This is a genomic window from Bacillus multifaciens (assembly GCF_030756675.1).
Taxonomy (GTDB): Bacteria; Bacillota; Bacilli; order Bacillales; family Bacillaceae_G; genus Bacillus_A; species Bacillus_A multifaciens.
The window spans coordinates 68,022-88,523 of the sequence record NZ_JAVBXD010000006.1; the positions used below are offsets into that span (position 1 = coordinate 68,022).

26 protein-coding genes and 2 pseudogenes are annotated in these 20,502 nt (G+C 34.4%); 13 read left to right on the forward strand and 15 right to left on the reverse strand.

Annotation, left to right across the window (positions count from 1 at the left end):
- Nucleotides 1-55 precede the first annotated feature (55 nt).
- From Q9306_RS06120 to Q9306_RS06130, 3 genes and pseudogenes are all read right to left on the reverse strand, one after another.
- Nucleotides 56-1,039, reverse strand: coding sequence for a hypothetical protein (locus tag Q9306_RS06120; RefSeq protein WP_020062356.1), 984 nt, complete (start codon nt 1,037-1,039; stop codon nt 56-58).
- Nucleotides 1,029-1,604: a sigma-70 family RNA polymerase sigma factor gene (locus Q9306_RS06125; RefSeq protein ID WP_306196334.1), complete on the reverse strand. Its 576-nt coding sequence runs from the start codon at nt 1,602-1,604 to the stop codon at nt 1,029-1,031. Before Q9306_RS06125 ends, Q9306_RS06120 begins: the two co-directional genes overlap by 11 nt.
- 164 nt (nt 1,605-1,768) lie before the next feature.
- Nucleotides 1,769-2,094: pseudogene (locus Q9306_RS06130) on the reverse strand (autoinducer 2 ABC transporter substrate-binding protein LsrB); the annotation flags it as partial.
- Between the two features lie 458 nt (nt 2,095-2,552).
- Here Q9306_RS06130 and Q9306_RS06135 point away from each other — a divergent pair.
- The 4 genes and pseudogenes from Q9306_RS06135 to lsrF form a co-directional block, all read left to right on the forward strand.
- A pseudogene (locus Q9306_RS06135) lies at nt 2,553-2,693 on the forward strand (sugar-binding transcriptional regulator); the annotation flags it as partial.
- A gap of 8 nt (nt 2,694-2,701) precedes the next feature.
- Nucleotides 2,702-4,264: an autoinducer-2 kinase gene (lsrK, locus tag Q9306_RS06140; RefSeq protein ID WP_306196336.1), complete on the forward strand. Its 1,563-nt coding sequence runs from the start codon at nt 2,702-2,704 to the stop codon at nt 4,262-4,264.
- 25 nt (nt 4,265-4,289) lie between these two features.
- Entirely contained in the window at nt 4,290-4,646 is a 357-nt protein-coding gene (locus tag Q9306_RS06145; RefSeq protein ID WP_306196338.1) for a cupin domain-containing protein, read from the forward strand.
- Between the two features lie 13 nt (nt 4,647-4,659).
- Nucleotides 4,660-5,442 carry a 3-hydroxy-5-phosphonooxypentane-2,4-dione thiolase gene (gene lsrF, locus Q9306_RS06150; protein WP_306196340.1) on the forward strand — a complete coding sequence of 261 codons (783 nt, stop codon included), beginning with the start codon at nt 4,660-4,662 and terminating at the stop codon, nt 5,440-5,442.
- A 113-nt stretch (nt 5,443-5,555) separates the two neighbouring features.
- Here lsrF and Q9306_RS24565 read toward each other — a convergent pair whose 3' ends face one another.
- Nucleotides 5,556-5,750 (reverse strand): DUF4083 family protein, encoded by a 195-nt coding sequence (locus Q9306_RS24565; RefSeq protein ID WP_371932333.1) that lies wholly within the window; start codon nt 5,748-5,750, stop codon nt 5,556-5,558.
- Between the two features lie 67 nt (nt 5,751-5,817).
- Complete coding sequence (locus tag Q9306_RS06155) at nt 5,818-6,387, reverse strand: DJ-1/PfpI family protein (RefSeq protein ID WP_306196342.1); 570 nt, start codon at nt 6,385-6,387, stop codon at nt 5,818-5,820.
- A gap of 193 nt (nt 6,388-6,580) precedes the next feature.
- On the opposite strand from Q9306_RS06155, the gene Q9306_RS06160 reads away from it, so the two are divergent.
- Nucleotides 6,581-7,075, forward strand: a complete 495-nt coding sequence (locus Q9306_RS06160; protein WP_306196344.1) for a GNAT family N-acetyltransferase — start codon at nt 6,581-6,583, stop codon at nt 7,073-7,075.
- 50 nt (nt 7,076-7,125) lie between these two features.
- Here Q9306_RS06160 and Q9306_RS06165 read toward each other — a convergent pair whose 3' ends face one another.
- The 6 genes from Q9306_RS06165 to Q9306_RS06190 all read right to left on the reverse strand — a co-directional run bounded on the left by Q9306_RS06165 (nt 7,126) and on the right by Q9306_RS06190 (nt 11,571).
- On the reverse strand, nt 7,126-7,971 hold the full coding sequence (locus tag Q9306_RS06165; RefSeq protein WP_306196347.1) for an alpha/beta fold hydrolase: 846 nt from the start codon (nt 7,969-7,971) through the stop codon (nt 7,126-7,128).
- A 216-nt stretch (nt 7,972-8,187) separates the two neighbouring features.
- Complete coding sequence (locus Q9306_RS06170) at nt 8,188-8,727, reverse strand: GrpB family protein (protein ID WP_306196349.1); 540 nt, start codon at nt 8,725-8,727, stop codon at nt 8,188-8,190.
- Nucleotides 8,728-8,881: 154 nt separating this feature from the next.
- Nucleotides 8,882-9,121: a hypothetical protein gene (locus tag Q9306_RS06175; RefSeq protein ID WP_306196351.1), complete on the reverse strand. Its 240-nt coding sequence runs from the start codon at nt 9,119-9,121 to the stop codon at nt 8,882-8,884.
- A gap of 296 nt (nt 9,122-9,417) precedes the next feature.
- Nucleotides 9,418-9,915: an ACT domain-containing protein gene (locus Q9306_RS06180; protein ID WP_306196352.1), complete on the reverse strand. Its 498-nt coding sequence runs from the start codon at nt 9,913-9,915 to the stop codon at nt 9,418-9,420.
- 690 nt (nt 9,916-10,605) lie between these two features.
- Nucleotides 10,606-11,175, reverse strand: a complete 570-nt coding sequence (locus tag Q9306_RS06185; protein WP_306196355.1) for a GNAT family N-acetyltransferase — start codon at nt 11,173-11,175, stop codon at nt 10,606-10,608.
- A 12-nt stretch (nt 11,176-11,187) separates the two neighbouring features.
- The gene (locus Q9306_RS06190) at nt 11,188-11,571 is read right to left on the reverse strand and encodes a VOC family protein (protein WP_306196358.1); all 384 of its coding nucleotides are present in this window, start codon (nt 11,569-11,571) and stop codon (nt 11,188-11,190) included.
- 118 nt (nt 11,572-11,689) lie between these two features.
- Between Q9306_RS06190 and Q9306_RS06195 the strand changes: the two genes are divergently transcribed.
- Entirely contained in the window at nt 11,690-11,935 is a 246-nt protein-coding gene (locus Q9306_RS06195) for a DNA alkylation repair protein (protein WP_098919013.1), read from the forward strand.
- Between the two features lie 63 nt (nt 11,936-11,998).
- Here Q9306_RS06195 and Q9306_RS06200 read toward each other — a convergent pair whose 3' ends face one another.
- Entirely contained in the window at nt 11,999-12,469 is a 471-nt protein-coding gene (locus Q9306_RS06200) for an NUDIX hydrolase (RefSeq protein WP_306196362.1), read from the reverse strand.
- Between the two features lie 94 nt (nt 12,470-12,563).
- On the opposite strand from Q9306_RS06200, the gene Q9306_RS24570 reads away from it, so the two are divergent.
- The 5 genes from Q9306_RS24570 (at nt 12,564) to Q9306_RS06220 (ending at nt 16,200) form a co-directional block, all read left to right on the forward strand.
- Complete coding sequence (locus Q9306_RS24570) at nt 12,564-12,923, forward strand: PH domain-containing protein (RefSeq protein WP_371932338.1); 360 nt, start codon at nt 12,564-12,566, stop codon at nt 12,921-12,923.
- Between the two features lie 122 nt (nt 12,924-13,045).
- Nucleotides 13,046-13,975 (forward strand): AAA family ATPase, encoded by a 930-nt coding sequence (locus Q9306_RS06205; protein WP_306196364.1) that lies wholly within the window; start codon nt 13,046-13,048, stop codon nt 13,973-13,975.
- On the forward strand, nt 13,972-15,135 hold the full coding sequence (locus Q9306_RS06210) for a DUF58 domain-containing protein (RefSeq protein ID WP_306196366.1): 1,164 nt from the start codon (nt 13,972-13,974) through the stop codon (nt 15,133-15,135). The genes Q9306_RS06205 and Q9306_RS06210 overlap by 4 nt, the downstream gene beginning before the upstream one ends.
- On the forward strand, nt 15,110-15,997 hold the full coding sequence (locus Q9306_RS06215) for a DUF4018 domain-containing protein (RefSeq protein ID WP_306196368.1): 888 nt from the start codon (nt 15,110-15,112) through the stop codon (nt 15,995-15,997). Before Q9306_RS06210 ends, Q9306_RS06215 begins: the two co-directional genes overlap by 26 nt.
- Nucleotides 15,998-16,029: 32 nt before the next feature.
- The gene (locus Q9306_RS06220) at nt 16,030-16,200 is read left to right on the forward strand and encodes a hypothetical protein (RefSeq protein WP_306196370.1); all 171 of its coding nucleotides are present in this window, start codon (nt 16,030-16,032) and stop codon (nt 16,198-16,200) included.
- A gap of 31 nt (nt 16,201-16,231) precedes the next feature.
- Here the strand turns inward: Q9306_RS06220 and Q9306_RS06225 are convergent, their stop codons facing one another.
- Together Q9306_RS06225 and Q9306_RS06230 are read right to left on the reverse strand one after the other, a co-directional pair.
- Nucleotides 16,232-16,696, reverse strand: a complete 465-nt coding sequence (locus Q9306_RS06225; protein ID WP_306196372.1) for an NUDIX hydrolase — start codon at nt 16,694-16,696, stop codon at nt 16,232-16,234.
- Between the two features lie 134 nt (nt 16,697-16,830).
- Entirely contained in the window at nt 16,831-17,301 is a 471-nt protein-coding gene (locus Q9306_RS06230; RefSeq protein WP_306196374.1) for a GNAT family N-acetyltransferase, read from the reverse strand.
- Nucleotides 17,302-17,440: 139 nt separating this feature from the next.
- On the opposite strand from Q9306_RS06230, the gene Q9306_RS06235 reads away from it, so the two are divergent.
- Nucleotides 17,441-17,887, forward strand: coding sequence for an NUDIX hydrolase (locus Q9306_RS06235; protein WP_306196377.1), 447 nt, complete (start codon nt 17,441-17,443; stop codon nt 17,885-17,887).
- A gap of 38 nt (nt 17,888-17,925) precedes the next feature.
- Here Q9306_RS06235 and Q9306_RS06240 read toward each other — a convergent pair whose 3' ends face one another.
- Nucleotides 17,926-18,837 carry a DMT family transporter gene (locus tag Q9306_RS06240; RefSeq protein WP_306196379.1) on the reverse strand — a complete coding sequence of 304 codons (912 nt, stop codon included), beginning with the start codon at nt 18,835-18,837 and terminating at the stop codon, nt 17,926-17,928.
- Between the two features lie 126 nt (nt 18,838-18,963).
- Here Q9306_RS06240 and pdxR point away from each other — a divergent pair, with 126 nt between their 5' ends.
- Nucleotides 18,964-20,409, forward strand: coding sequence for a MocR-like pyridoxine biosynthesis transcription factor PdxR (gene pdxR, locus Q9306_RS06245; protein ID WP_306196380.1), 1,446 nt, complete (start codon nt 18,964-18,966; stop codon nt 20,407-20,409).
- Nucleotides 20,410-20,502 lie beyond the last annotated feature (93 nt).

Genomic DNA, 20,502 nt, shown 5'->3' on the forward strand with positions numbered 1-20,502 from the left:
CGACTTTTAATGAAATAACCCCTTTCTTTGAAAGGAAGAGGTATGAAGAATTATCTTATTTCAACATTGAGAGTAATATTTTTTCAAGTTCTTCTTTTGGTAAAATACTAGCATTAATATAAATTTGATATGCACTTCTCCCATCTTTTTCTGGGATTATGATTTTCATTCCTTTTATATTCCCCCTTTCATTTTCACCAAAGGTTATATTATATCCTTCAAGAGTATACGTTGATATTTTAGCAAAATGAGGTTCTTTTTTCGTTGCTTGATCAAATGGTTTATTTTCAAAAAAAGTACCCTTTTGATTAAAAATTTCCGATTGCTGTATCGTAAATCCTTTCTCTGCATTCGATTTCCCAGAACCTGCATTATTATTTTTAAATTCTCGTTTAATAATTGGTTTGGGTTTTCCAGTTGTAATTTCAGTAAATACACTTTCCTCTTCTAATGTATAATCATCAGGAATATAAGTAGGAGATTGAACTGGGAAATTAACGACTTTTTTCACTTCTTCAATCGTATAATTAAATTTCTCTTGTATTTTAGCCCAATACTTATTTAATTTCTCAATTCTCTCTGTCGTCTGTTTTTCGTCGTCTTGATTAATCCGTTCGCTTGCTGTTCTTCTCTCTCCATCTTCAACAATACTAACCTTTTTCAAATACTCATAGTCCTCTTTTAATAGCACGATAAACTCATCGAATTCTTCTTTTGTAAGAACTTGCTTTGCCACTTCTATACTTTCATTAAATTTCGAATACCATTCACCATTCATACCTATATCCTTCTGCGCTTCTTCCGGTGTACCAACTATCTTACTAACCAACGTAGGTCCTGCTAATGTTCCTGTAGGTACGAGGATTGCAGCTGCCACCAATCCTGCTAATAACTTTTTTTTCATAGAACTTTTCTCCTTCCTTTTTTCTTGACGATACATTTCAAAAGATGCTTCAACTCTTTTTTGCAAATTGCTAGACGGTTGCATCATCTCCGCTGTTTTTTGAAACTCATCTCGTAATCGCTTTTCAAAATCCATTTACTTCGCCTCCTTGCTCAATCGATAAATTTTCCATCTCTGTTCGTAAACGCTTCAATGCTGTATGTAATCGAGATTTCACTGTACCAACCGGTGTTGCGAGAAGCGTTCCAATTTCATCTAAGCTATATTCATGGAAATAACGCATAACGACTACTTCACGATGTTTATATGATAACTTTTGCACAAGTTCCATTAATTCACTACGTGTTTCCATATGAAAAAAATCTTCATCAATAACATAAACTTGTTCTTGCGTGTATATCTTCTTTTTTTCAAAGATACGAAACCTTCTCCACGTCTTTCTTCTCCAATCCTGTACTTGCTTAACAATTAGACCATGCAACCAAAACCGAAAAGATCGGTTTATATCATAGTTATGTAACGATTTCCACATTTGGATATACACTTCATTTACAATATCCTCCACATCTTGCTTATCATGAATCAAGAACGCTACTGTTCGATATACATCTTTACATGTAAATTCATAAATAATATGAAAAGCGTCTTGATTTCCAGCAGCCATTTGCTGCAACCATTCTTGTAATTCTACTTCACTCACACTGGGGCCCCTTTCTATTACCTGTAAAAGCTTTCACTCTATATTCGCTCGATGTTCAAAAAAAGTTCATTTTTATTTCACAAAAAAAGAACAACCATTTTAGGCTGTTCTTCATTATGAAAATATTTATTATTATTAATAATTTTTTCTTTAAAAAGATTCCATTAAAAATTATACTTCTCAATATTATACTTTGTAAACACAACCTGTTCTGGTAAGATGATAATTCCATTTCCTTCCGCTTCATAAGCGTATCCTTGAATTGCATTTAGTTCTACTTTCACTTCCCCCATGGAATTCCAAAACTGTTGCCTACTTTTAACTTTTTCCCCTTCATCACCAATTCATTTGCAACATAAGCTGCAAGTGCACCTTGTTGTTTTACATCCCACAAACCAAATGGTTGAACTGGTCCGCGTTTTACGTAATCACGCATAACATTAGGTGTTGAAAATCCAGTAACAGTAACTTTCTTATCCATTTTCAAATTACTATATAAATCAATTTTAATTTTTCGACATATAAGTTGCTGTTATGCAGACTGTAACACCACCTGTACTCGCTTTTTCCCTTTGTTTTAAAACATCGCATGTGGCAGGAAAAGGCCCTGACCGCTTCTATGCACGGCCAGATGCTCTCGTCCTCCCCTAAAAAGAAAGAGGCTTTTATGTCGGTTTTTTAATTTGGATATATATATAGCAACCTGTGCATTGCTGGTAATGCAGTTGCCTCAGTACAAATCACTGCATTAATGTCCTGGATACGCTTTTAAAATACTTTCATCTATCTTTAATAGAAAACATTTTTTCAAACTTTATTTTTCTCTACTAGTTTTATAGCAATTATATATTCTTTTCTTCATATCTAAAAAGTATTTTTCTCAAGAAATTTCCAACTACTATTGGTATAAATGAAAATTTATGTACATATTTTGAAGAGATAGAAAGCATAACACAGCTGAACTTTGAAAAAAACTTGTTAAAGAATGATGCTTGGTATTATTACAAAGATTATCTTCCCCAACAAGAAATTTCCTCCTTACTACATATATCTAGAAATAAGGTTGTCCGTTTACTAGAGAAGGAGCGTGGAATATAATGACTGCTCTATTAGCTTATGATGCTGGAACCGGTAGTATCCGAGCTGTCTTATTTGATTTGCAAGGAAATCAACTTGCTGTTAGCCAACGAGAATGGGTTCACATAGAAAACTCACGATACCCAGGTTCAATGGATTTTGACGTAAAGGAAAATTGGAACCTTATTCAAAACTGTACAAAAGAAGTACTACAAACAAGTGGTATTCCCCCTTCTTCTATTCAAGGAATTAGTGCAACAAGTATGCGCGAAGGATTCATTTTATATAACAAAGATGGTACAGAAATTTGGGCATGCGCAAATGTTGATAACCGGGCTACTGATGAGGTTACACAACTCAAGCAAATACACACCCACATTGAACGTGATATATATACAGTATCCGGGCAAACGTTCGCTCTAGGTGCATTACCAAGGTTGCAGTGGATTGCAAAACACCAACCAGAGATTTATGAGAAAGTACATTCTATTACTATGTTAAATGATTGGATTTTATATAAACTGTGCGGCGTCTTACAAGTTGACCCTTCCAATGGGTGTACAACGGGAATTTTCAATTTACAAAACAGAAATTGGGCTCCCGAGTTAGCAACCCAATGTAGACTCTCCTCTATACCCTCACCACAAATAAATGAAGCAGGGACTATTATAGGAAACGTAACAAAACAATGCGCAGCAGAAACTGGATTATTCGAGGGAACGCCTGTTGTTACTGGAGGCGGAGATGCGCAAATGGCTTCTCTCGGTTCCGGGGTTGTCAAAAATGGGCAAACGTTCATATGCGGTGGAAGTTTTTGGCAACAAGAAGTAAACGTAAATAATCCTGTACCAGATCCAAACGCTCGCATTCGTGTAAATTGTCACGTTCTTCCTACTCTTTGGCAATACGAAACAATTGCCTTTTTTCCTGGTCTTGTTATGCGGTGGTTTCGAGACGCTTTTTGTCAGGAAGAAAAACAACGAGCAAAAGAACTAGGTATCGGTGCTTACGAATTATTAGAAGAACAAGCAAAGGACGTCCCCGTTGGATCACACGGCATCATTCCGATTTTTTCTAATGTCATGAACTATATATCTTGGCGTCATGCATCTCCCTCTTTTATAAATTTAAGTTTAGATTCTGAAAAATGCGGGAAGAAAGAAATATTTCGAGCAATTGAAGAAAATGCTGCTTTCGTGACATATGGAAATTTAAAGTTAATTGAAAAAATAACAGGAGAGTTCCCAAAAGAAGTAGTTTTTGCCGGAGGAGCTTCAAAGGGGAAATTATGGTGTCAAATTGTTGCTGATGTATTAGGCGTTCCTGTAAAAGTACCTGTAGTTAAAGAAGCAGCCGCTTTAGGAACAGCAATTGTGGCAGGGATTGGTGTTGGTATTTACCATTCAATGGAATCTACTTCTGAACAATTTGTAAAATGGGAAGCAACCTTTATACCAAATAGTGAAAATCATAAACAATATCAAATTTTATACAAAAACTGGAAGACTGTATACCAACAGCAACTCCAATTAGCTGATCAAGGCTATACTTCTCATATGTGGATTGCACCTGGTGCTTTGTAAATTGTTACAAAAAGGAGTGATAAGTTTGTTAAAAATAAATGAAGAAGATTTCTCCTATCGCTTCGGTGATAACGGACCAAAATATTTAGTAAAGGGACCTAATATTGATATAGGCGTTGTTGTCATTAAACCAGGCCAAGATTTTCAAAATCATTATCATAAAACGTGCGAAGAAATTTTCTACGCATTAGAAGGTGAAATAGATTTCTATATTAATCACGTAAAAGTTCCTATTAAACAAGGTGACGTCTTACAAGTTCGTCCTCATGAATCTCACTATCTCATCAATCGCTCTTCTCAAAATTTTAAAGCTCTCTTTATTAAATCACCTCATCTGCAAGAAAAAGATACTGTACAAACAGAAAATCCAAACTGTAATTAAGGAGTGATACCCTATGACTTGGGGATTTCAAAATCGCTTACATACTATTTTTCCTGGTGGAAAAGCAGTTATGTTAGCAATTGATCACGGTTACTTTTTAGGACCCATTCATGGATTGGAACAGCCTCATGAAACAGTAAAAAACCTACTCCCATACACTGACTCCCTTTTTTTAACGAGAGGTGTTCTTAATTCTTGTATACCAGAAAATTGTAAAACTCCTATGGTCCTTCGTGTATCAGGCGGGGCCACTGTAGTTGGAAAAGATCTTGCGAACGAAACAATTGTTACTCCAATAAAAGAAGCTTTGCGTCATAACGTAGCTGGAGTTGGCGTATCTGTCTTTGTTGGATCTGATTATGAAACACAAACTGTAACAAACCTTGCCAATGTAGTATCTGAAGCACACGATTACGGTTTACCTGTCCTTGGAATTACAGCGGTAGCAAAAGAACTTCAAAAACGAGAAGCACGTTTTCTAGCACTAGCTTCACGCGTATGTGTTGAAATGGGTGCTGATATTATTAAAACATATTACTGTGAGGGGTTTGAAAAAATCACAAGTACATGTCCTGCTCCGGTTGTTATTGCAGGGGGGCCAAAGTTAGACACAATTGAAGCAGTGCTTACAATTACATACAATGCACTACAAGAAGGGGCAGTCGGTGTTGATATGGGGCGGAATATTTGGCAATCCGAACACCCTGTTGCGATGATTCAATCTATTTATGGCATCGTAAAAAACGGATTAAATGTAAAAGAAGCTCTAGAATTATATAATACTATTATAAATTAACCATTCAATCAGCATTTATGTTCACGATTTAAGAACAAGTAATTTGTTTTATCCAAATTACTTGTTCGTTTCTAATTTCATATATTTTCTTACTTGTTTTATCAAACATGTTGTCAATTTTTTTCTTTTCCCTCCAACAACTCAATAACTCTATCTAACTTCTTCTCAATTTCAACCGAAGAAGCTCTTTGATTTGACTGATTGATGAGTCGTGATCGTATAAAGGCGCCAAGCGAAATAAAAAATAGCAGTGTTAAAGCGAAGAAAAGAATAATTGAAACAATGTTTACAATTGAAAAAATATCCATTCTTCCGTCGATCCTTTCTATTTCTTCATTAATTAATATGAAATGACGCCTTTTTTCTTTTGTTTAATTAAGAAGAGATTCCCTTACAAAACTTTAAGGTTGAATCTAACTTTTCTTTCTCTTTCAACAAGTCCATTAATTGACATACAGCTACTGCAAACTCTGCAAACGCAGTACCCTTTGCAGTTATTATTTTGTCTTCCACTTCAATATCTGTTCCTGTATATACTGATGTTGCAAATAGGGCTTTGTTATTCTCATATGTATGCTGAAGACACGTAAATTTTCTACCATTCAGTATCCCTGATTTTCCCAATAAGATAGCGGAAGCGCATATAGAAGCAATAGGAATATGTAAGTTAAAGGCGTTCATTAACATCCTACTAACAATTTCCTCATCTATTATTTCATGAACACCATCTCCTCCAGAAATAAGGACTAAATCAAATTCATTTACTTTAATTTCAGTTAAAGAGGTTTCGACTTGAGTCCATAACCCACCAATACTTTCTACTGGTTTACCATCTACGGAGATAGTGGTAATTTCTGCTTTACCTATTTTTCTAAGCAAAAATAATGCGTGAGCTATTTCAAAATCAGCGTATTGTGGATAAGCAAGAAATAATATTTTTTTCATACAATAATCATTCCCCTTTACATTTGTTATTCAATTACTTATAAAACCTCAAACATTTTTATCCGATACTTTCAAACTATAATCTGCTCTTAAATTGCGAAGATTTTTATCGCTAAATTATCGGAATAGTCAATATAAAATCTTGTATAATGAAAGCAGTAATAAAAATCTAATATACCGGACGGTGTTACATATGAATGAAAATCTTACCTTACAAGAATACTTTTCTGATTATCAATTTCAAATTTTAGATTTAATTCTCTCCATCCAACAAGATGAATACAATATCCCTATTTCAAAAGAGGATCAACCTGATTTACTTAGCATAGAAAGCGTTTACCAATCTGGTAACGGTAATTTTTGGGTTGCACTTTATCAAGGAGAAGTTGTAGGCACTATCGCTCTTTTAGATATTGGCAATCGTCAAGTAGCATTGAGAAAAATGTTTGTGAAAAAAGAGTATAGAGGCAAAACATTTCAAACAGCTAGTCTTTTATTACATAACGCGATTGCGTGGGCAAAGACAAAAGAAGTGAAAGAAATATACTTAGGAACGACGTTGCAATTTGTGACGGCCCATAGGTTTTACGAGAAGCATCATTTTGAAAATATAGAAATTGATAAATTACCTACAAATTTTCCTGTTATGCAAGTAGATAAAAAGTTTTATAAATACATCGTTTCATAACTAAAGACTCTGTTATTACTTCTTCATTTATCCAAATTTCCATATATTAATTAGATGGTAATAAATTCTCGCACAGTTCTTATAAAAGATTCCTTTTCTTCAACAAAAGGAAAATGATTACTATGCTCAAAAACTACCAATTTAGAATTTGGAATCAATGTATGCATTTCTTTTGAGTACAAAACAGGGCATTGAACATCATATTGACCACAAAGAATAAGAGTAGGGAAATTAATATGTTTTAATTTATCACGAACCTCATATGTTTTAAGGTCTTTATTATAAGCCCTCATTCTTTTTCTAATAATTTTACTAAAGGGTCTTTCACTAAAATATTCATTATACTTTTCTGGTTTATAGAGAGACAGTTCAATCAACTTCTTATTAGCTATTCTTTTCTTTGTTTGTGAAACAAAGGGTAACATCAATGATAAAAATATCTTGGATACTTCCTTGCGATGTTGCCCTGTTTTAAAATTATATATACAACTTTCCGAATTTAAAAACTCGTTAGATGCGGAAGTATCACATATTATAAGTGAATCCAATGCCTGAGGTTTACTGGTAGCATATATTAACCCTAAAAATCCACCCGCAGAATGTCCAGCAAACGACCATTTTGGATATCCTAACTCAATTCGTATGCTTTCCAGGTCTTTAACAGTCTCATTTATTGTCAATTCATTTGAGTTTTGAACCTTTGATGAATTTCCAGCCTGTTTTAAATTAACTAAGATAACCTTGTAAAAGGATGATAAACAATCTGCAAAAATGGAACCTTTAATGGAAAATTCTTGGTATAGGTGTGTTATACACAAAGGTTTGCCATTACCACTAATAAAGATTTCGAAGGATCCTCTTTCTGTATGAATAATTTTCTGCTCATAATTTACCAACTCATTCACCTACTTTACAGTTTCACTAAAAAATATTGTAGACTGTTTAAAAATAGTTGTAGACTGAAAAATTATTTTCTGTATATGAAAGCATCTTTTGTTAAGATAAAACCAACGTATCACAAAAGATTTAAAAGTCTCTTCAGAAGACCTGAAAAGACTCCCATTCGCATAATTAGTGGTATCGGATATTAAATTAAAACTAGTCTTTTTAGTTTAAGATGATTTCATTATTTCTTCTAAAATCTTGTTTATAAACTCACTTTTACCTTCCACATAACTCACTCGATTATTTGCTGTATTTGATAATTCCTTTTTTAATCGTCTATATTCTTTAGCAGCTTCTGGATGATTACGAAGATAATTACGAAATGCTAAATGTCTTGCAAGTTCCTTATTATCTTTACAGCAAACATATAAGTGGTGTTCCATCCATATTCTTTTTTCTCCATGCCATGGCGTGAAATGATCTTTTCTTCCAAAAGCTTCACGCCCTTCAACGCCTTGATTACCTTCATGATAATAACCTAATTTTTCAAGCTTTTGAGTAACTTTTGGAAGCATGTTGTGGTTATCCATTACAAGGTCTAAATCTATAATAGGTTTTGCACTTAGATTATTGACTGAAGTACTACCAACATGTTCAATTGACAATAATAAGTCGCCTAGCTCGGCTTCAAGAACATACTTTAAATCTTTAAAAATAATTGGCCATTCTGGATTATAGTCTTCAATTCTTATTACACTCTTAGTCATTAACATAGCCACCTTTTTGCTCTGTCCGGCTTGGCGATATGCCTAAAACTCGCCGACAAAACGTGAAAGCCTTACGCTAAAAGATATACCAACCAAAAATAAACGTTTTTTGATGATTCTGAGTGGTGCTTTTATATTCCAATTCTTAAACTTGCTATGAGTAGAAAATATAAAAAAGAAGATAGTTAAAGGCACAAATTAACAAAAGACCTAATGTATTTAATGTTACTGTTTTAGCATTTATTGGTTTGAAAATTAGAGATATTATAAAAAGTAATCCTGCCATCGCATAAAAAATAATTGGGTTTTTTAATAAGACAACAAATATAACAGATAAAACGATTATACCCATACTATAACGTTCTTCTGCTTTACTAGCATATCGAGAAAACATTTCATCCCTCCTTTCTATTCTTCGTAAAATTACATTTATCCCCTTTTCACTTTGATAGTATCAGATTTGATGTGCGAATTATTTGTAATATGGGAATTGATAGTGGCAAAAAGATTCGTAAGGTCTCACCGCATCGCCATCAAGCTAAGATACTCATTGTTCCCCAAAACGAGAAAATTGGCATCTCTAGGTGAAAATGTACATTTTTTTTGTTTTGGGGCGTTATAAAATTCTTAAGTTGATGAGCACGAGAGGTAAAGTATCGTAACTTTATTTCAAATCCATAGTAATATCTTTTAACACGACACAGCACTTAGTTTATCTTTATTTAAATTCCGACAAAATCTGTTCAATTCATTGAAGGCTTCCCATAATGCATCCACTGCTACCTTTCCATCTTCTTCTTTTATCAGAACCCAAATGGTCTTATGACTATCAGCAGCTTGTAAAATTTGCACACCTTTTTCCCATAGAGCAGAACTGACTTGTGATACGATTCCTGGCGCCCCAGAAAATTCAGCTGTTCCTTCTATGGTTACCTTAATACACCCTGGATTGATTTCAGGAATATAGTCAAACTGTTCGATAATTGTAATTGCCTTTGCTAATTTTTCATTCTCTACAGAAAATAAGACTTCCTCTACAGATATGTGTACAAAATCAACCTTAATCTTTTCTTTAACAATTTGATTAAATATCGGAATTGGGAACATAGTATCTATTTCTTTTTTCTTTACCTTTATTTGATTTATTGGTGAACTACAAAAAATATTTGTTTTAAATATTTCACTCATAATCATAATCTCCCATCTTTAAAACCATTCATTTTTCCCAACCTCTATACTCTTTATATTTTTTCAGAACATTCTTTCTCATTTTAAATCAAAAGAATAGCCCAGTAAATCCAAAATTTGTATTTACTAATCACTAAAAATAACATAAAAAACAACTTAAATTTCAGTACCAATCCTTGTAATTAGTGACAAGTATGACGATGCCATTGGACCAAGTCACTTTAAAAAATTTAAGTTTTCTAATATGTCCGTTACTATTTTAGAAGATAAACATCATCCTTATTTAGAAAACAAAGAGGAATTTAAACGTGTAATTCAGGAATTTGTACTAACTATATCTACTCTTAAAACAACTTAAATTTACTATTAATAACGCTGATTATGTGAATGTTAAAGATTTTGCAATACTTTGAATTTATGTCATTTGGTTACGGCAACCAAAAGTGAAATATAGGGATATATAAACTCCAATTGAAAATAGCATGAAATGAATAATATCATCGTCCCTATAATACTATTTATTTTTCTTTTACCAATTATATTTTTAGACTTTAGATTGATTAACAAGAAATACTAACAAAAAAAAGCTTTAGATAATATCTAAGGCTTTTTTGTTTTTCTTTGTGAATTCTTATTAAACTGTCCATTTTATAGGGTACAGTTCAGGTTTCAGATTATCTCTTTTCACTTTTACATATTCATCGGACTTTGAAGTAATGTTGCCCATTCTTCCTTTAACAACGAATACATAATTGCATCATGCATCACGTCATTTTGAATCATATACTTTCGAAGCAATCCTTCTTCCGCAAAACCTGCTTTTTGTAATAATTTTCGCGATGATTCATTTTCTGGGTACACAACCGCTGAAATTCTCTCATAATAAAGTGTTTCAAATCCATATGTAAGAATTGCTTGTAATGCTTCTGTCGCATATCCTTTTCCCCAATATGTTTCATCAAGTTCATATCCAATTTCAGCTCGTCTATGTTTGTTATTTATGAGATGAAAGCCGCATGTCCCAATTAGTTGATCAGTTCCTTTTAATACAATTCCCCAGCGGAATGCAGATCCTTCTTCATATCTGCTCCTAAAATTTCGGATGACGTTTTTTACTTCTTCGATATTTTGAAACGAATCCATCCCAAAATATCGAAGAACAGGTTCTTTTGCAAAATACTGAAACATTGTATCTGCATCGACTAACGTTAATTCTCTTAACTGTAAACGATTTGTTTCTAAACTAGGAAACCTTTCCATTCCCTTTCCCCCTTAATCTAATGAACTACAAATTTCAATATAATTTCCATCCGGATCAGAAACGTAAGAGACTGTTTGTCCCCACGGTTTTGTAACAGGTTCTACTAATACTGTTACACCATGTTTTTTTAGCATATGTATTGTTTCATCAACATCATCAACTACAAAGCCAATCTCAAATGTAGACGATTGTGATAGTGTCTTCGGGATTGGTAACCCAGTTAACTCTTGAACATCATCTCTACTATTGATCGCCAAAATGGTAGAACCCGTGTCGAACTCAACATATGTACCATGCTCTCCCTTTATCGGTAACTGTAAAACATCACGATAAAAACAGATGCATTCCTCGTATTGCTTCGCATATAAAATAATATATTTCATTTGAAGTTTCATATTTCTACCATCCTCCTCCACATCCTTACTACATTTGACAAAAAATGCATAAATCCTTTAATCTTTCATGAATAAACACCTCTATAGTTACAAATGCTAACAATGGAGGTGTGTTAATATGGAACCAATGCTTTGTCCAAGTTGCAAAACAAACCGCACACGATTCAACATTATTGAACAAACAGCAAAACCGGTAAAATTAAATCCACAAACTGGCCAGGTTGAAGAAGAATATACAAACGAGAATATGAGTGCATTTCATATGGCCTACCAAGGTCCTACATATCGCGTCCAATGCGCTGCGTGCGGATTAATTGAAAACCCAGAACAATTTATTAAGCCAGCACAAAATCAATCTTTCTAGTCTCTTAAACAAAAAAGTTGCTTACAAAATAAGCAACTTTTTTCATTGATCCCTAACTCTCTATCATCTAAAACAGCCCTTCTTATTCGAAAGCCAATCTTCCCAAGCATCTTCATGCTGTTTCACAAAGAGTGGTGGGAATTCGTCACTCGGAAAATATTTAAGCTCTAACGTTTCATTTCCATCTGTTTTTAACGTCCCTCCCACTTGCTTACATTGAAAAAAGAACACAATCGTCTGCGCTTGATCTCCATTTGGATATTCATCGTAATATTTCGTATACACGCCAATTAAGTGTTCAACTGTTACCATTAGTCCTGTTTCTTCATATATTTCACGAATAGCTGTCTCTTCAGCAGATTCACCAAGTTCCATCGCACCACCAGGAAATCCCCACGCATTTCTATCTCCACGTTTTTGCAGAAGCACTTCGCCTTCTTCGTTACAAATAAGTCCACCTGCAAAATTGAGAAAAATTCTTTCAGGCCCTAATTTCTCTCGAATAAAACGAATATAATCTAGCTTTTTAGTCATGATAATCCCCCTATTATTCAATACATTTTTGCTAAATCGTACCAATTAAACATGATATAATCATAATATCTAGAAAGGACTGATAGCAATGTCAATGTTACAAAATACTGTAAATAAACTACTCCTCGAAAATGAAACGATTCTTTTTCATAAGGAATGTTCTCTATCTTTATTTCTACATAAAGGACCTTCTGTACCGGGAGTAATACTAACAATAAATAATAGAATGCTGTTTATATATAAAGAAAAAGACACCTTTAATCCTACGCGATATGAAGAATATATTTACGAAAATATAAAGGAAGTAAAAGAACACCCTTATTTTTTCAACTCTCATATCTCGATATACTACAACGATGAATGGGTTCAATTTCGAGATATTTATGATAAAAATGTAAGAAAACAACTTTGTTCCATTATTCAAAAGCAAATTTCAACTAGTCCTGTATCCTAGTGCTACTTATATGTGTATCTCTTAAAACATGTACTACATTGTAGTATAACTTAAAATAGTTTTAATTTTTAGAAAAATTTGTTAAAATATTCAAAAAGATTGTACGAGAAAGGAAGAAACAAATGATACTTAAATTAAAAGAAAATATCTCTTCTGTTTTTGTTGGAAAAGAAAATGTAATTGATCTCCTCTTAGTTTCTTTATTAGCAGATGGACATGTCTTATTAGAGGATGTACCTGGTACAGGTAAAACATTATTAGCAAAAACAATCGCAAAAAGTATCGGCGGACAATTTTCTCGTGTCCAGTTCACACCTGATGTGTTACCGAGTGATGTAACAGGTATTGAATATTTTAATCCGAAAACAAGTGAATTTGAATTGCGCCTTGGTCCTGTTATGACAAATTTATTATTAGCTGATGAAATTAACCGTGCAATGCCGCGAACGCAATCGAGTTTATTAGAAGCAATGGAAGAAAGACAAGTAACACTTGAAAAGCAATCTACCCCTCTTCCCAAACCGTTTTTCGTAATCGCAACGCAAAACCCAATTGAATCACAAGGAACATTTCCACTTCCAGATGCTCAGCTTGATCGCTTTTTAATGACTATTTCGATTGGTTATCCTACTCCAGAAGAAGAACTCCAAATGATGAGACGTTTTCGAAAAAATAAACCGTTGGACGAGCTTCATTCGGTCATCTCACTAGAAGATATATTACAAATACAAAATAAAGTAAAAGATGTTCATGTATCAGAGCCTTTGGAAAGCTACATCATCAAACTCGCTAATGCGACTCGTAATCATGACTTTATTGCAAATGGAATTAGTCCGCGCGGGACACTCGCTCTAGTCCGAGCAATTCAAGCTCTTGCTTTATTACGTAATCGCGATTTTTGTACACCAGAAGACGTACAATTCCTACTTCCTTACATTTGGAAGCATCGTATTATTTTATCTATGGAAGGTGCTCTTCGTACGACAAAACAAGAGATTATCGAAGTAATTTTGAAAGAAGTTGATGTACCGGTGGAGATTGAACAAGCATGAATGGTCAACGTCTCGTCTCTGTCCCGTTAGTATTTCAAAATCATATCATTAAATTGACGATTCCGATTGCACTGTTGTTCACATTTTATTTGCCGCAGTCATATATCGTATATCCGCTTCTGTTTTATTATTTATTTTCTTTTTTTATTTATCGGTACGTCACTTACATAGAAGATTACTTTCAAATTATGAATAAGAAACAATCAACAAGATTGTTTCCTGAAGAAAGTGGACAACTATCTGTTGCGTTACAAAATGAAGCAAAATTACCGCTAGTGAATGGAAAATGTTTTTTGCATATAAACCCATCGCTCGTTATGCAGCCAAGCGATGGTCTAGATCAAATATCAAAAACGCTCTTTTCTTTCCCATTTTCACAACGTGCTCGCTCACAGAACATATGGGATTTAACGTTCACAGCGACAAGACGAGGCGTTTTCCAAATTGAACAGTTTGAATGCATCATTGGTGATCCCTTTAACATCATTCAAGTTCATTTACCCGTTATGCATAAACTAAAAACAGAAATTATTGTCTATCCTTCCCCAAAGCAAGTTGCGGGGTTACAAGAAATACAGCAATTATTACTCGGCTCTTACAGAACAAATTTTTCTTTTTTCCATGATGAAACGTCAATTGTCGGAGTAAAACAGTATGAAAGGGAATCCTTTCGATCCATTCATTGGAAAGCATCAGCGAAAATGCAAAGTTTACAAGCAAAGCAATATGAAGCAGTAAAAAATTATAGCTGGACCATTTGTATCTGTCTTGCCTCAGATCGAGGAATTGGATGGAAAGAAAATATAGAAGACTTGATTTCCTATGCGACATACATTTGTCAAATTGCAACGGAAAAGAAAATTCCATTTGAGTTATTTATTAGCATTTTAGCAGAAGATGGGCCGCTGCACTTGATGCTAAATGAAGGTCCCATGCATTATGCAAAATCATTGGAAGAACTTGCGCGTATTTCAGAAGATAGTACATTACTGCCGCGAGAAACTTTTCTGCATTATATGATGCGAAAAAGAGTGAGGTCGTCTACGCTGTTTTTCCTTGGCGTCCCTAAGCAAAATATTCCTCATACGATGCAGCCAACATATATTGTTCACGATGAAGGAGTGGTGGAACAACTTGAATACATGGCTACGGTACGTTAATGATTTTATTCTTCTTCTCCTTCTTTCTTTATTAACTGAAAAAGGAGAAGTTGTACACATCGTTTTGTTTCTTCTAGTCAGTCATATTTGCTTGCTTCCTATTATGAAAATTAGTAAAAAGAAAAATAGATGGCTTACAGCACTATTCATTCTACAAGTCATTGTTTGCTATTCGTTAGCGATATTTTCTTCTATTAGTTCCGTATTATTGCCGTTTTTCTTTTTTCTTGTGTACGTAAAGGATAATGTTTCACCCTTTCATAAATTATTAGGGGCATTTCTATGGTCTTTTTGTTCCCTTCTCCTCCATATGCAGTTTCCATCCATATGGGAAATAGGATTGCTTATTTTGTATACACTTCTAACATTATGGATTACAAGTTTTAATCGAAACCAACAAATGATGCGTTTGTCCTCAATTACAGCTATCGGGATTATTATTTTTTTATTCATCCCTTTACTCTCTTACGTACGAACCGGCATTATTTATGCACTTCAATGGATTGCTTTAGGATTGGGATATATATTAAATCCATTATTTCTAGCAGCTGAACGGAAGCAGACAGACCGTACTTTAAATAGTAATTTGACGCAAGGTAATTTGCCGCCTCCACCGGGTTCTAATAAAGTATATGATCCATTCATTATCCAATGTCTTACCATCTTGATCATTGTAGTTGTTGCCATATATGTGATTTGGAAACTATATAAGAAGCGTCATGAAATCAAATTTGGACGTATGTCTTCCTATGAACCTATCGCTGTTGGTCCTGAACTAGAAAATATACTAAAGCGAAACCGAAAGTTACGGCCACCAAACAATGCAATTCGCAAAGAAATTTTTAAACTTGAAAAAAATTAAAACCGCCATTAAATCGGCAACGTGGTGAGACAGTGGAACAATGGATGGAAAGACTTCGTATAGAAGAAGACATAAGGATTCAATCAGACATTATTATAACAGCGTATAGTACTGCTAGATATGGTGCTGAAGAAGATAATACCCTTCTTCAGCAGTTCAAAACAGAAACGAATACGTTATATAACTATCAAAAGAAAAAATAATTTAAAAAAGACGGTGCAAATCCGTCTTTTTTCAGTTTGTTACTATATGCTCTACGCACTCTGGTAAATGTTTAAGTTTTGTCGTTAAAAATGCAGGTTGCGTATTAAAAAGATGTAACTCCTCCAGCGGAACCCACTGGAATTCAAACTCTCGTCCTCCATCTTCTCTTATAAAAGAACCCGTTTTCGGAATTGAGCAATCTTCTAAATGCGTTTCATAGTAAAACCCAATTTCATGAAACTCATGATTATCATAAGTAAAAAACTTCTCAACAATCCATATTAATCGTTTTACATTTGCATTCGCTTCTAATTCTTCTTGAAGCTCTCTTTTAAGGGCAGACTCACTACTCTCAAGCATTTGAACTCGTCCACCAGGTAAACACCAATAATTGTCTCCCTTCCCGCGATGAAGAAGAACCTGTCCCTTTTCAATACATACTGCTGCAACGCGATAATTAAATCGTTTTCCGTTTTCAGTAAAAACAATATCCATCCCTATCCCCCCTATACTTAACTAACAAATCAAAAGCCACAAATTCCATTATAAGAAATTTATAGATTTTTTCCAATAATTTCACAACCAAAAAGCAGCAGAACAATTTTATATCGTTTTGCTGCTTACATCATTTATATATGCTTTACAAATAATACTCGGCTTCCACTTTTTCCATCATAGTTTGAATGTACAGACACTCCATCTATTTCAGCATCTCCTCTTTCAATTTCAAATCCGATCTCACGGTGAAATTGAATTGACTTTTTGTTAACCGGAGATGTTATCGCCTTTACAACGTGACGCCCATTGGAACGAACTGCCTCAAAAAAGCTGGAATACAATATCGACGCAATCCCTTGTCTTCTAAATTTCGGATTTACACTAATGAAATGAACATACGCTTCATCTTTAAAAGTTTGCGAGAAAAAACCACATAAAAACCCTGCAATTTCATTGTCTTTTTCAACAATAAAACTAGTTTCTTGAAAATGAACAAAAAAGAGCTTTGGCAGCATATCTGCCATCTGTCTTCCGCCCCACCAATCATTAATAACAGAATGAAGTGTAGTATAATCCTCAGGTCTAATTTTTCTAACGTGCATATGTCATACCCTCTCTTTTTCCTGTAATACTTATATATTATTAAATATTGAGATACATTTTCCTGTTTAACTTAAAAATTCATTTTCGTAGATTCATATGAGATAATTGGATTAAAACAAATGAAATTAGGTGAAAAACATGTACAAAAAGCCTTCTTTTGGCAAGAAAAAACAGCATATAGAATACATCTCACGCCCAAGCTCTTATGCAATTATTTTTAAAGAAAATACTAGTAAAATAGCCGTTATCCAAAAAGGAATACGTTACTTTTTGCCTGGCGGTGGAATAGAAAATGGTGAAACAAAAGAAAGCTGCTTACACCGTGAACTACTAGAAGAATTAGGCTGGGAAATTAAAGTGCTGCACTATATTGGAAATGCTGAGCGTTATTTTTATGCTGAAAAAGAAGATGTTTATTATTTAAATGATGGATTTTTTTACATATGTAACAAAATACGAAAAACACATGTTCCAAAAGAAGATGAATATATCCTGCATTGGGTTTCTTCATCTGAAGCACAGCGTTTGCTTGTTCACGATCATCAACAATGGGCTGTGAAGCAAGCAGTCTTATTATGCAAATAAAAATGACCACACCTCTCACGGTGTAGTCCATTTCCAAACTAACTTACCTTTTTTAAATTCAATGCTGGCTTTTTCACTGTTCCTTTTTTGACAACATATAACCCAGCGAAAATTACAAATCCACCGAACAACTGCATAATATTTACTTGTTCGCCTATCGTTACAGCCGCAAATATTACAGCAAATAACGGAACAAGATACATATAAACCATTACTTTTGTTGAACCATTTTTACTAATTCCAACGTACCACATTGCAAGTCCAAAAATTGTCGCAAAAACAATAGAGTAACCTAATGATCCCCAGCTTAACATGTCAGTTGTCCATGTTAACGAGTCGACATTTATAAAACAGTATATAACTAACGGAACAATTCCTAATAAAGTCGACCAAGCAGTTACTCGCATCGCGGAATATTTCGTAATAAGCGGCTGTGCTAGAATTGGATACCAGCCCCACGCAATTGACGCAACCAACCCAATTATATTGCCAATCCATGCGTATTCATATGTAGACTGATTTGTATTTCCAGTTAATAAAACAAGTGCTGCACCGCTAAAAGATAGTAATGATCCGATTTGTATTTTTAGAGAAAAGCGTTCTTGTTTATGCAATACCGCTAAAATCCCCGTAAAAATTGGTGACATTGCAATTAATAATGAAGCATTCGTCGCAGATGTATATTTTACTGAGAGCATAAATAGTGTCTGATATATAGTTGTCCCAACAATACCAACTACCAATAGTCTGAGCCAGTCTTTCTTCTCTATACGTAACGAACGTTCCATAATAAAAGTAATTAGTAACAAAACTGGAGATGCAATTAAAAAACGCATACTATTAAATTGAACGGACGACATATATGCCACCCCATATTTTCCTATCGTATAGTTCGCTCCCCATACTAATGCAACTAACATCAGGAGCACTTCCATTTGCCTTTGTTTCATCAAAACCTCTCCTTTCCTCATTTAGCATAGTAAAATTGGCCCGATGTAACACCATCCAATTGGCTGTTTTTTTACCCAGCCAATTTGCTATAATGGTGATAATAAAGTAACAAGGAGACGGGACAAATGAAATGGACATTAGATACTGATAGTAAAATCCCAATCTATCAACAAGTTGTTGATTTTATTGAGAGACGTATTTTATATGGAGAACTGCCACCTGGCAGTTTTCTTCCGTCAGAACGTAAACTAGCAGAGCAGCTTCAGGTGAATCGAAGTACAATTACAACAGCTTATAATGAACTACGCGCAATGGGAATTGTTGAAAGTACAACAGGAAAAGGGACGCGTGTAAGCACACATATGTGGGGTGTATCTCCAAAGTTCACGCCAAATTGGAGAGGGTTTGTAGAGGGCGGGACATTTTTGCCTAATTTACCGCTCCTTCGTTACATTCGTGAACAAGTACAGCAAAATGACAATATCATTGATTTTGCAAACGGAGAACTCGGATGCGATTTGTTCCCGCACCAACAATTACAAACGATATTACGCGAACAATCATTAACGCAATCGTTAAGTTATGATCATCCACAAGGCTATCTTCCTTTACGACAAGCTGTAGCTACATATATGAAGGAGCATTTACAAATTGATGCAACTGAACAATCCATTATGATTACTTCAGGCGCCCAACAAGCACTGCATCTTATTGTCCAATGTTTATTAAATCCAGGTGATGCGGTAGCATTTGAAAGTCCATCACATTGTTATTCGTTGCCTCTTTTTCAATCTGCAGGCATTCGAATTTTCCCGTTACCTGTTGATGAACACGGGATTAATCCCGATGATGTAGAAGAGCTCTATCGTAAGCATCGAATTAAAATGATTTTCTTAAATCCAAATTACCAAAATCCAACCGGAACGCTCCTACACCCGAAAAGAAGAGAAACTCTTTTATCTTTATGCGCAGATCTACGCATTGCGATTGTTGAAGATGATCCGTCTAGCTTACTTTCATTAGAAAAGAAAGAACAAGCATGTGCAACCTTAAAATCAATTGATACGAACGGAACAGTCATTTATGTTCATTCTCTATCAAAAATGATAGCACCAGGTTTGCGAATTGGTTGGCTCGTTGCTCCGCAATCTGTTGTGGAGCGGTTAGCAGATGCACGGCATCAAATGGAATTGGGCTTAAGTATTTTTCCGCAATGGCTTATGCAACAATTTTTTGAAACTGTTCCGTTCAAAACACATTTACAGCAATTACGGTCTGAATTAATCCAAAAAAGAAATATTCTAGCAGATGCACTGCAACATTCACTCAAAGAAGAACTCTCATTTTCATTGCCAACAGGTGGAATTTATATATGGGGGAAATTACAGCAAACGATTAATGAAAAACAGTTGATAATGCAAAGCATAAAACAACAAGTTGCTTTTATGCCCGGCAGTATTTTTGGCGCAAGAGATGGTTATATTCGTCTATCGTATGGAAAGGTAGATATAAACCACATTGCTGAAGGAGTCTCGCGCTTACAACAGGCGATTAAGTCGTCTCATACATGAAATTATTTCTACCATCTCTCTATGCAATAAAACTCATGTAAATTATTTATATAGGACGATCTACCTTTTGTTCTTTTCCAAATTACCCAGAAG